The 12620-nt window shown below is 54.0% G+C and carries 6 protein-coding genes and 1 pseudogene; all 7 read right to left on the bottom strand.

The window, feature by feature from the left end:
- Positions 1 to 37: 37 nt before the first annotated feature.
- Positions 38 to 736, bottom strand: coding sequence for a lipoprotein (locus tag AC07V9_RS16095; RefSeq protein WP_495016664.1), 699 nt, complete (start codon positions 734 to 736; stop codon positions 38 to 40).
- Positions 737 to 1091: 355 nt separating this feature from the next.
- The gene (locus AC07V9_RS16090; protein ID WP_495016663.1) at positions 1092 to 1631 is read right to left on the bottom strand and encodes a hypothetical protein; all 540 of its coding nucleotides are present in this window, start codon (positions 1629 to 1631) and stop codon (positions 1092 to 1094) included.
- A 717-nt stretch (positions 1632 to 2348) separates the two neighbouring features.
- The gene (locus AC07V9_RS16085) at positions 2349 to 5264 is read right to left on the bottom strand and encodes a DUF637 domain-containing protein (protein ID WP_495016662.1); all 2916 of its coding nucleotides are present in this window, start codon (positions 5262 to 5264) and stop codon (positions 2349 to 2351) included.
- 575 nt (positions 5265 to 5839) lie between these two features.
- A complete protein-coding gene (locus tag AC07V9_RS16080; protein ID WP_495016661.1) occupies positions 5840 to 6187 on the bottom strand; it encodes an immunity 8 family protein in 348 nt (115 codons plus the stop codon).
- Positions 6188 to 6195: 8 nt separating this feature from the next.
- A pseudogene (locus AC07V9_RS16075) lies at positions 6196 to 9276 on the bottom strand (DUF637 domain-containing protein); the annotation flags it as partial.
- Between the two features lie 77 nt (positions 9277 to 9353).
- On the bottom strand, positions 9354 to 9719 hold the full coding sequence (locus AC07V9_RS16070; protein ID WP_495016660.1) for a hypothetical protein: 366 nt from the start codon (positions 9717 to 9719) through the stop codon (positions 9354 to 9356).
- An 8-nt stretch (positions 9720 to 9727) separates the two neighbouring features.
- Complete coding sequence (locus tag AC07V9_RS16065) at positions 9728 to 12526, bottom strand: DUF637 domain-containing protein (RefSeq protein ID WP_495016659.1); 2799 nt, start codon at positions 12524 to 12526, stop codon at positions 9728 to 9730.
- Between the last annotated feature and the right edge of the window lie 94 nt (positions 12527 to 12620).

Raw genomic sequence — 12620 nt, 5'->3', positions numbered from 1 at the left:
GCATCACAACGGCTGCCGCCGACCGAAGCCTGGGATTCTACAAACTCAAATCCTTCACCAGATACTGATCGACGATCTGCGAAATGCCACCCAGCGCCGTGCGCAGCAATTCTGGCTCGGTGCGATAGCGCAATGGCGTGTAGCCGTATGTGTTGGCGCCGTTGAAAGCGGTGATGTTCTCGGTGAGCTGCCACACCCGCTCATCCCCACGCTTGAGCACACCGGTGACATTGATCGTGGGGTATACCACGCTGCTGAACCCTTGGGTCAGGGCAAAACCCCAGTTGTTCACGGTCAACTGCACCTCGGCATCCGCAGGGTCGTGTTCACCGACCACCTTGAAGCGCCCGGTCGCCGCCAGTTGATCTTCGAAGCTTTTCTTGACCATGCCGCCGAGGTCGATGTTCGCTGCGTTGACTTGATAAACGATGGCCTGAACGGTCGACATCGACGCCAGATCCCCTGCCTTCATCCCCGCTGCGAAGCCTGCGCCAGACAGCGCTGCAGTGCCGATGTGAGAAGCCTTGACCGCCGCACCCGCTGCAACACCCACACCCGCGCCAAGCGCCGCACCCCAGGCTTGCTCCTGGCCCATGTAGGTGATGTTGTCGGTCGACCAAACAACGGGAAGTACTTTTACTGTCTGAATCTGCGAGCGGTATTCCGGTTTGAATTTCTGATTGCTGCAGCCGGTCAGGACCAGCGCCAGTACCAGCAATGCAAATATCTTTTTCACATGTTCATCCATTGGACATCCCTACCCTTTCTTTCAACGTCCGCAGCCATCGGCTGCTGTGTTCACGACCGAGTCACCATTGCGCTTGCCGGAAACAGCGGTCCAACGCTGCGCAATATCATTGCGCCACTATGCAGCGGTGGCGATATTAACGAGCCATCCATTTGACGTCAATTACCGGGCATCGATTGTGTGTCAGATGTGTTACAGAAAACGGCGACAGGATGGACGTGCGGACGCCTGTGGCAATGGGCAGAAAAACGCCCTCCCTTTGTTGAGGGGGGCGCGATTGGACGGCTGAGCTTGTATTGTCAGTGGGTCGTATCCACCCCTGCCCCATAAACGCATCGATCCTTTAACGAATCGCAATCCGAAGCATCCGGACTTGCTGAGTGTTGATGTCCAGACATGCCACTCCAGCGACAAGCGTATCACTCTGTAACGCGCGCAATATCGCGGCACCCGCCGCTTTAGTCGAAGAGTCATGGTTTAGCTGTTGCGCCAGATGCTCTAGCCAGGGTTTGGAATATTGAACATATCCTTCTGGGGACGTGCTCAGTTGCAGCCCACCTGTCGCGTCAAGCACCTTCAACCCAAGCACTAAAGTAACTGCCTTCTCTGATTGCGCAATAGCGTGCTGATCGGAGTTCCCGTCTCCTCCATAGTGACCTGGCAGCAAAGTCGCACCCTGGCGGGTGACGATCGACTCAAACAGCTGTTTGCGAGCACTCGTTGAACGCTCTTCGTTTTTGATGAACGCCGCGGCAGGCTTACGCGCCACATGATCTGCGCTGGCAACCGGACTATTGTTGCTGGCAGATTTGGTGCACCCAGCAATGCCCGCTAGAGCAACGATGCTAAACAACATAGATAAACTTACCGCCTGACGCGCCATATTTTTAGCAACCTTTTGAAGTACTCACAAAACACGCCTTAGTATCAGAGACGAAACTCGCACAAACTGAAAACACCCCCAGCAAGTATCGATCTTGACGAGTTTACTTAAGACTTACGCCGATTTATCACCATGCCTATCATAGCTTGGACTTAGAAGAACAAAGAATATACCCGCGTAAAAACGCCAAGTCAAAAAATATACTATCACGCATAAATTCACAGTCACTCAGCGCTATATCTTAATGACCAACATCAACCTTACGCGGGCTAGATTCCGGCATTAAACGGCTTGTAACTTAACCGTGAGCCTCCTCTAAAAAGATTTTTATAGCTTGCGGGTCACGTTCAATGAGCCCCAAGTAATGCTGATAGTCATTAACTAACGAAGGGTAACCTACTATGCACCCTATCTTAAATTGCCGCTCCAATACAGAGTAGTCAGAACTTAAACTAGTTACACAAACCCCCCACCCTGCAGGCAGACTGCTATCAACCAAGTCAAACAGATCAGACGGAACCCAAAAAGGAAGTTGCGCAGGAGGCGCAACCAGAAAATCCACCCGGTCGCAGACGAGCATAAATCCGTAAATCTCGTACTTCTCCGCTACCTGTAGAGGGGAATAATCTGTTGCACCAGTCTCCCCTAGATATCTCCTGGTTAATGAGATCTCGGCACCAGTGACAGCTCTACAAATACCAATCATTCCTACCTTCCTCATTTGAACTTAAAATCGTCAACCGCGCCAGATATAGAGTTTCTTACATAATGGACCTCAACTCCGTTGATATTCTGCGCATTTTTTACCCATCCTTCAGCAGCTGGCCAGCGGGGATCCGTCATTGGCACCGGCAAAGGTCGACCAGCACCCGGATCAGACATTGCTTGTTCCATGGCAAGCTTTTCCGCAAGGCTATTGGGTGAAGTTCGGCCTGTAGAGCCTAGACCTAGTGGCTTATTAAGAACAGCTGAACTTCCCTTTCCACCGCTAGATGGAGGAATCGCACCGATCCCAGAGGAGGCAATAATCCGAAGTCCATCGCGGATCCCAACCATCTGCGCGTCGCTTAATCCCCACTTATCCTGAAATGCTTGCGCGACGGCATCGATTGATTCGCCGGCGGTCACGCTTGCCAACGTATTCTGAAACTCGAAGTTTTCTGCCAACAATTGCCCATAAGCGCTTTGGGCCTGTTGAGACGCGCCCCCTACCAAGTCCTTGAGATGCTCCGTATCGGCTTGGGCCTGTGCCACCAGGCTTGACGATACCTTGCAATTTGTCGGATCGGCTGCACACGCGCTGATGGCTGCTATTTCTCTCTCGCGACTCAGATCCCTGAACACTTTCTGAGTTTTTTGCACACAGACGGTATCGCCCTCTGCACATTCATTTAGCTCATTGGCAGCCCTCTCAAGATCGCTGTGTGTCAGGTAGTTATATTGAGTTGCATTCGCTGCAATGTTGGCAGCAATTCCTGGATCGCCTCCTGTAACCACTGTCGTTAACACGGCTACCAACTGTGTCATCGCAAGCAGATTGGCCTGCGCTTGGGCCATACCTGGATTATTCGGGTTATACCCCTCAGGCAAGACGAGTTTGGCCAAGTACTGCACCAACGCTTCGTTGGCACCGCCGGCAATGGCGCCTGTCTGGAAGTCGCCCCCCATGGCCATCGACTTCAGCCCGCCCAACAACGCATGCGCCGCTATCTTCGTGGGGCTGCCATCGGCAAGCGTTGTGCCGCCAAGCTCCTTAGCGCCGATCGCACCAGCGATATCGATCACCGCGCTCAGCATCCCGTCAGTCAAGGTTTTGCCTAAGTTGCCGCCGTTGATAACCGTTTTGACGAATGACTGGGCAACGACATTGATCGCGACTTTCTGAGCGCTAGCAAGATCAAAGCTTAGTTTGGTCGGGTCATATCCCAACTGGGAGGCGACGCCAGCAGTGGCGGCTGAGGTCAAATAGCCCTTTATCGCATCGGAGGATGTGACATCTTTGAATACCGCGCCGAGATTGCCACGATTGTTAACTGCGCTAATCGTGGCATTTGTAGCCGCACCAGCAGCGACAGTTCCAACCATCGCAGCGCCCGCTCCCGTCCCGGCTCCAACCATCCCTGCAGCAGCGGGCCCAACAATTGCTGCCATCAAAATAGCGATAGCCAACTGCGCCGCAACACCCAAACCTGAGTTGCTGTACTTGAAGGACTGGTGAATTTCCTGCACCAGTCGCCAGTCAACATCTCCGCGTTTCTCCGCATCTTTGAGCCACGTGAGATTCGGATCCGCCTTGACCATCGCATCAATGGCTTCGCCGACGGTCTGCTGATTAACCTGCTTCACATCAATGTGCAGGCCGTCCACGGCGTTGATTACCAAATTACCCTTGGCCAGCAATTCACTCTGGCGCAGTGTTTCGTCGGTACTGCCCTTGCCGGACATCGAGTTCCAGGCAGCGTTGCTATTGTTCTTCTCGTGACTCTCCTGATGTAGATCCTTCACGCCCTCGAACAACATCCCGCCACCGCTGTTCAAGGTCAGGTCTTTACCACTCTCCAGCTTGGCCACCTGATAGTGCTGATCGCCTCCGCTCACCAGCATCATGTTGCCGCCGGAGGTGATCTCGCTGCCGATGTTGGTGACCTGAGTCACCTCATCGCGTTTGGTTTTCTTCGCGCCGAAGGAGCCCTTTTTCTTCTTGTCGTAGAGCGAGTAGTCGCTGTCTTGTGCGGCGAGGATGTCGAGCTTGTCGCCGGCTACCAGGTAGGCTTCGTCGCCTGCGGTGATGCGGCTTGAGATGACCGCGAGGTTCTGCCCGGCGCTGACGGCGACGCTGCCGCCTGCGTTGATCTCGGTCGAGACCTGGCTGACGTGGTCTTCCTGGATCGTCAGCTTCTTGCTCTTGGACAGGAAATGATCTTCGTCAGCTGCCGAGGCGATGGTGACGTTCTCGGTCGCGGCAATGGCGATGTCACGCTTGGCATCGATCTGCGTGGCGATGGCGTTGACGTCGCGTCCCGCCTGCACCGACAGATCTCGGCCTGCACTGAGGGTGGAAGTGGTCTGGGTGATGTCGCTGCTGGTGTGCTTGCTGTCCAGCACCAGGCTGTTGACCACCTGGCTGGAGACCGTGTTGACGTCACGTCCGGCATTCAGCGTGAGATCACGCCCGCTCTGCAGCGCACTGCCGATGTTGTTGATGTCCCGACCTGCGGAAACGCTCAGGTCATTGGCCGCTTCAATGCGTGCAGCGTTGTCTGCATAGTCCTTGTGCAGTTGGCCGCGTGTACTGCTGTCGAGCGAGGTGATGGTGCGTTCGTTGATGACGTCACCGCCGATGGCGGTCACCGTCACGTCGCGACCGGCGATGATGCCGCCCGCTTTATTGATAATGTCGTTGCCCGCCAATGCATCCAGACGGTTGCCCGCCTGCATCAGGCCGCTGTTGACTAGATCCTTGCCAGCGGTGGCCGACAGATTGTTGGTAGCTTTGAGGGTGCCGACGTTGTCGAGGTTTTCGCCTGCGATGAGGGTGACGTCGTTGCCGGCGATCAGTGCGCCATTGGGTGCCAGGCGGTTGTCGGCCTGGGCCAGGTACAGCACGGGCACCAGCACTTTTTCGCCATTCACTTCGTGCTCTTCGAGCCAGACGATGTCGTGGGGTCAGCGCAGCGACCTGCTGATATGTCAGGCTCACGCCAACGGGCAGGTTGAGTGCGTCCTTGCTGGCGATGGCGTTGTTCATCAGGTATTTGAACTGATCCTCATTGGAGGTCTGTCCATTAATCAGCGACGCCCGTTCTCCGGCAGCCATCCCTCGTTAACTCGCTATGCCAAAAGTGTGTTACTCCGGGACGTCGCAGATCACCTGTCTGCAACTCAAAGCGAGCAGATCCCCGTGGCCCTAAGCACGTCAAAGGACATGCTGGACTCGGGGTTAGATTCGTCAAATCAGAATCGGGATTCGATAGAAGCGTTACCTGGTGAGTTGATCTCGCCTTGAGTCGTTAGCTCCCCTATGTGGCTTTTTTGCAGCAACTGGAAGCCGTTGATCATCGGTCTAATAACCAGCAGAAATTCGTTGCACAGATGTTTTATGCTGCGGGCACTCAGACCAACTATGGCAAACATCGGAGGTAGGGAGTTTTGCAATAAGCAGACAAAGAAACACTGGCACATGGCCAGTGTTAGATAATCAATCCTATTTAGGATCGATAATCGTCAAACTCCCAAGAAAATACTTTCCCCAGTTTCATCACGATAGCTTCCCAGCTATCCCCCTCACAGCGGCTCACATACTCATGAATCAATCCATTAACAGTTGCAAAGTTGTATCCTCGAACAATTAATATACCGTTCCCCCAACTAGGCTCCCAAAGTGTTTCCTCTAGCCACTTTGGAGTGCAGATGAGAAGCCCAAAATCATCTGCCCCTTGCGTAGAATCAAGCCCAATTCGAACACGAAGGCTTAAAGAATAGTTGTCTACGTTCTCAGGAACGTAGGTCTCGACATCAAAAATATCATTAGAAATACCTTTTACAACGGCACGCATTATTCCTCCTAGTCAGCCACATTCAGATGGCCGTTACTTATTTTTATGCGCTGACCCGTTACAGGGTTTATGCTATACGTTTCAAAATTGGTCTGCACGCCTGTCGTAGCAAAAGATGAATCTTTGGGTGTTGGCGGCCTATATACACGAGTGCCGTCTGCGCTAATAAAACCAAGCCCATCACTTGTTTTTTTCGCGCCGTCCCCAACCCAAATATTGCCTAACTGATTAGCTTCGGAAGATGTACCTTGCCCCATAGAGAAGTTCGGATTATTCGTACCACTGCCGTTCACAGCAGCAGCTAACCTTGAATCCTGAGCCGCAATATTGCTCAGATTTTCTTGTCTCAGTTGATCCTTCAGCTTGGGATACAAAGCCGCATTTTCAGCGCCAGAGCTAGTAGCTGCACCTTTTGCACCTGATGCGAGTATATCTTCAGTTCCCTCGCCCACCAACACTGCGGCACGCCGCTCAGCCATATAGGCCATAAAACCTTTGGCCGCCGAGCCTCCTAGGCCAGTCGCTGCCATCAGCAAAATATCCTTTTCACTCAACAGCGGCACAATCCCGCCACCAAGGATCGTGGTAATCTGCTGATAAGCGTTCTGATTCTGCCAGTTAGACGTACTGATAGAGCCGATTTCACTTTGATGCTGAAGTGCGGTCGCCGGGCCAAACTGGTTTGCCCACTCAACCGGGATACCCCCAAAGTCATCCCCAGAGGTCGCGTTCCCCAGATTGCTGTTGAATAACGTCGAATCCTTGTACTGCGCAGCAGTCGCCGAAAACGCGTAAACCGCATCTCCTTTCGCAACGATCGGCGTTCCGTCCGACCAAGTCAGCTGGATCTTTTGGTTCTTGAGTTGGGTGACTACTCCCTCAGCAACGGCCATATCCTCCAGCAAACGCTGTTTTTCAGGGTTAACATCTGCTCCGGTGTCTAGGATCGCCCTGAGCTGTGCGGCAGCGGTTGCATCAATGTCCGCTCCTGCTTCGAGATTGAGCAGAGCTTCCCACGAAATGCCAGAGTTACTCTTGCCCTGCTCATCCAGTTTGGCGGCTTCCGCAGCCAACATTTTCTTTTCAAAGGTATGAAGCTGGCGATTGTACGATTGGGCGTTGCCAGCAATCTCCGAGCCCTTCGATATGTCTCCACCTACAGCGGCAGCGGCGAACAGGCCTACCAACTTAGACGCAGCGTTCACCATACGGTCATGATCGGTCGCATCGGCGCCTTTAAGAAACTCGCTTTTGTCTAGGTATTCAATTAACGCCTCGTTTGCACCCGCAGCGGCAGCGCCGGTTTTGAAATCTCCGCCCATTACCTCGGAGAGAAGTCCGCCGACGACAGCGTGTAGGGCAATTTTGTAGGCACCACTCTCTGGCAGGTCAAACTTCTTGCCGATGTCACCTACGCCATTAAATGCAGTGGCTTGCAGTACAGTGAACACACTCCCCATCATCGAATCTTTGAAAGTGCCAGTGCCCAACGCCTCGCTGAGCGCACCGTTTACTGCGCCGCCTGCCAGCTGAATCGCGCTAAACCTGGCCAATGCCGCCGGATCCATAAGGCTGGGTACGACACTAGGCCCTGTTATTTTGCCGGTCGCGGAGTCCATGCTGGCGCCAAACCAGTTCGAACTCGCGTAATTGATGAAGCCGGCTGTAAGTCCGGATACCGCCGCGCTTTGCAAGCTTCCTTTGCTGAAAGTGTCCTTGACGACCGCGCCAAGGTTGCCCTTGTTACTGATTGCACTGTTAGCTGCAGTAACCTCCAGACTCACTACCACAGCGTTCGCCAAGCCAGCACTGAACGTACCTGCGGTGGCGCCAATCAACCCGGCGCCCGCGCCCCCAGTTAAAGCAGCGAGCAAAATGGCCAGCACCAACTGAGCTCCAGCACCCAGTCCTGAATGCGAGTATTTGAAAGACTGGTGAATCTCTTGCACCATCCTCCAGTCGACATCCCCCCTCTTCTCGGCGTCCTTCAGCCAAGCCAAATCAGGGCTTGCAGTAACCATCGCATCAATGGCTTCGCTGACGGTCTGCTGATTAACCTGCTTCACATCGATATGCAGACCGTCGACCGCGTGAATCGCCAAGTTACCTTTGGCGACCAATTCACTCTGACGCAAGGTCTCATCGGTCGTGCCTTTCCCGGACATGGATGTCCACGCGAGGCTCGTGTTGCTCTTCTCATGACTTTCCTGATGAAGATCTTTCACACCTTCAAAAGTGATTGCACCACCACTATCGAGAGTCAGGTCTTTACCACTCTCCAGCTTGGCCACCTGATAGTGCTGGTCGCCCCCGCTGACCAACATCATGTTGCCGCCGGAGGTGATTTCGCTGCCGATGTTGGTGACCTGAGTCACCTCATCGCGCTTGGTTTTCTTGGCACCGAAAGAGCCCTTTTTCTTCTTGTCGTAGAGCGAGTAGTCGCTGTCTTGTGCGGCGAGGATGTCGAGCTTGTCGCCTGCGACCAGGTAGGCTTCGTCGCCTGCGGTGATGCGGCTTGAGATGACCGCGAGGTTCTGCCCGGCGCTGACGGCGACGCTGCCGCCTGCGTTGATCTCAGTCGATACCTGGCTGACGTGATCTTCCTGGATCGTCAGCTTCTTGCTCTTGGACAGGAAATGATCTTCGTCAGCTGCCGAGGCGATGGTGACGTTCTCGGTCGCAGCAATAGCGATGTCACGCTTGGCGTCGATCTGCGTGGCGATGGCGTTGACATCGCGTCCCGCCTGCACCGACAGATCTCGGCCTGCGCTGAGGGTTGAGGTGGTCTGGGTGATATCGCTGCTGGTGTGTTTACTATCCAACACCAGGCTGTTGACCACCTGGCTGGAGACCGTGTTGACGTCACGTCCGGCATTCAGCGTGAGATCACGCCCGCTCTGCAGCGCACTGCCGATGTTGTTGATGTCCCGACCTGCGGAAACGCTCAGGTCATTGGCCGCTTCAATGCGTGCAGCGTTGTCTGCATAGTCCTTGTGCAGTTGGCCGCGTGTACTGCTGTCGAGCGAGGTGATGGTGCGTTCGTTGATGACGTCACCGCCGATGGCGATTACGGTCACGTCGTGACCTGCCTAGTATTTATCTCGAAACGAGATTAACCACTACCCGCTGTGATCAATAAATATTGGCCAATCACACCTGTCAGAGGTTACACGATCAATACTGATATTTCCCCCCCAAAAAGAACTACCCTCCCCCACTCCCCAACCATTATCACTCGATCGACTTCTAATAAAAGCTTATCAATATTGCCATAATCCACTGATCCTGAAGCATCTCTAAATTCTCTAAATTCTTTCTTTTCCCATTTCAAATAGTCGAAGCTTGAAAAACATAGTTTAACTTTCTTGAAGCAATACAACTCATTTTCGAGGGGAGCTCTATATTCTGGATGCTGCTCACACAGCACCGCCTCCAAGTCAAACACCAGCGAACTTTCACTCTCTTTTACTGACAACACGTAACTATCTTCTAAAAAGTAACGCGCTAGAATCGGGACTTCATAATAGTTCATTTTTCTTGTCACAAATCAAAGTTTATAGGTGTGTGATTGCCAGGGCTTTTTCTAGTTACTGAATTGCCAAAAGGGTCTGTTCTGTCTCCTGCTGAATTCTTAAATTCAACATGTGGATCCTCACTTCCTGGGGCTCGTGAACTACCTTGCTTAATTGTCACGCGCGCAATCCCATTCTGATCGATGTATTTGAGTGGCCCCCCATCGCTCTGTGAAGCCTTCCAACCTTGGGCTTCTGCAAATTGTTTAACTTCACTCGCCAGTGGAGTTCGACCAGACCCGAATAACGCGTCGATTGCCTTTGATGCTCTGATATTAGACCAAAATGCATACGCTTTCTCCATCCCTTGAGCTTCTGCGGTTGTGAATCCTCCAGTCGCTATGTTGCTAGCAGCGGTCACTGGTGCTATCAACACGCCCTCGATCACGCCCTGCCCGGCGGAAAACGTGCGCTGAAGTTCTGCCCTGGCCGTCTGAGCCCTGTCGATTAAGATGAATTTATATTCGTCACAAACAGCCGTGGGACATTGGAGCTCACCGAGCGCGGCCAAGCCGCCGTCGACTTGATTCATCAAATCTTTCGCTCGAGCGGGCCCCACAGCCGACAGAGCGTCCGATAAATTGTCTTTACTCCGTTGATCGTACGTAGTCTTGCCATATTGAGCTACCCACGTGTTGCGGTAGCAGTCATCTGTGGTACAGGCTTTCATATCGCCAACGAAATCTTCCATCTCGTAGTGATTAAGAAAGTTGTACTGCGTCGCATTCTTAGCGATCCAGGATCCAGCCTCTATCGCCTTCGCGTCACCACCTGCCAAGGCAGCCGATAGCAAACCTACCATTTGCGAAGCTGATGTCAGGAGCATATCCCGCTGTTCAGGCGCAAGCTGAGTGATACTTCTGCGCAGAGCTGTGGCAAGGACTTCGTTTGCCCCAGCAGCGATCGCCCCAGCGTAGAAGTCGCTCCCAGACGCCTCAGCGAGAACACCACCAATCAAAGCGTGCAACGCAATCTTACCTGCGCTTCCATCTGGAAGGCGAAGGCCGCCAGCAGCGTCGAAACTCACCGCAGCCGCTGTATTCAGCAGTGAGGTTGTCAGCGCGCCACTGAAGCTTGCATTCAAACCCAAGGCTTTACTGAGGACTGTTGAAGTGCCGTTTTGCAAAACTTGATTTGCAGCAAACTTTCCAATGCCGTTCAAGCTCGTTAAATCAACTTTGACTTTTCCTGTTAGTGGATCAGTCTGGGTGCCTGTCATGCCATCAAACAGACCGGCGGTGAGGCCTGCGGTAATTCCGCTAACAGCGTATCCCTTCAGGGCGGTACTGGAAGTGGTGTCCTTGAGTACAGCTCCTAGGTCTCCTCGGTTATTAATCAGACTGGTGGTGGCTGTAGTAGCAGCACTCGTCGCGATCGCGGCGCCTCCGGCAGCAAGCGCCGTACCAGCACCTGCAGCGCTGAGAGCGCTCATAGCAGCCGGGCCTACAAACGCCGCTAGTAAAATCGCGATAGCCAACTGCGCCGCAACACCCAAACCTGAGTTGCTGTACTTGAAGGACTGGTGAATTTCCTGCACCAGTCGCCAGTCAACATCTCCGCGTTTCTCCGCATCTTTGAGCCACGTGAGATTCGGATCCGCCTTGACCATCGCATCAATGGCTTCGCTGACGGTCTGCTGATTAACCTGCTTCACATCAATGTGCAGGCCGTCCACGGCGTTGATTACCAAATTACCCTTGGCCAGCAATTCACTCTGGCGCAGTGTTTCGTCGGTACTGCCCTTGCCGGACATCGAGTTCCAGGCAGCATTGCTATTGTTCTTCTCGTGACTCTCCTGATGCAGATCCTTCACGCCCTCGAACAAAATCCCGCCACCGCTGTTCAAGGTCAGGTCTTTACCACTCTCCAGCTTGGCCACCTGATAGTGCTGATCGCCTCCGCTCACCAGCATCATGTTGCCGCCGGAGGTGATTTCGCTGCCGATGTTGGTGACCTGAGTCACCTCATCGCGCTTGGTTTTCTTGGCGCCGAAAGAGCCCTTTTTCTTCTTGTCGTAGAGCGAGTAGTTGCTGTCCTGTGCGGCGAGGATGTCGAGCTTGTCGCCGGCTACCAGGTAGGCTTCGTCGCCTGCAGTGATGCGGCTTGAGATGACAGCAAGATTCTGCCCGGCGCTGACGGCGACGCTGCCGCCTGCGTTGATCTCGGTCGAGACCTGGCTGACGTGGTCTTCCTGGATCGTCAGCTTCTTGCTCTTGGAGAGGAAGTGATCTTCGTCAGCTGCCGAGCCGATGGTGACGTTCTCGGTCGCGGCAATGGCGATGTCACGCTTGGCATCGATCTGCGTGGCGATGGCGTTGACGTCGCGTCCCGCCTGCACCGACAGATCTCGGCCTGCGCTGAGGGTTGAGGTGGTCTGGGTGATGTCGCTGCTGGTGTGCTTGCTGTCCAGCACCAGGCTGTTGACCACCTGGCTGGAAACCGTGTTGACGTCACGTCCGGCATTCAGCGTGAGATCACGCCCGCTCTGCAGCGCACTGCCGATGTTGTTGATGTCCCGACCTGCGGAAACGCTCAGGTCATTGGCCGCTTCAATGCGTGCAGCGTTGTCTGCATAGTCCTTGTGCAGTTGGCCGCGTGTACTGCTGTCGAGCGAGGTGATGGTGCGTTCGTTGGTGACGTCACCTCCAATGGCGGTCACGGTCACGCCGCGACCAGCGATGATGCCGCCCGCCTTGTTGGTGATGTCGTTGCCCGCCAGTGTATCCAGACGGTTGCCCGCCTGCATCAGACCGCTTATTTTCGCCACTCAGTTCGTGCTCAGCGAGCTAAGCATCGTCGCGGGTCAGGGGTGGCGGTCTACAATACCCAGATCGCAGATATCTGCGCAGCCTCATCGAAAG

It is taken from the genome of Pseudomonas sp. GW821-FHT02A11 (genome assembly GCF_059421985.1).
Note: the sequence above shows the minus strand (reverse complement) of the source record. Positions and strands in the feature narration are given on the sequence as shown.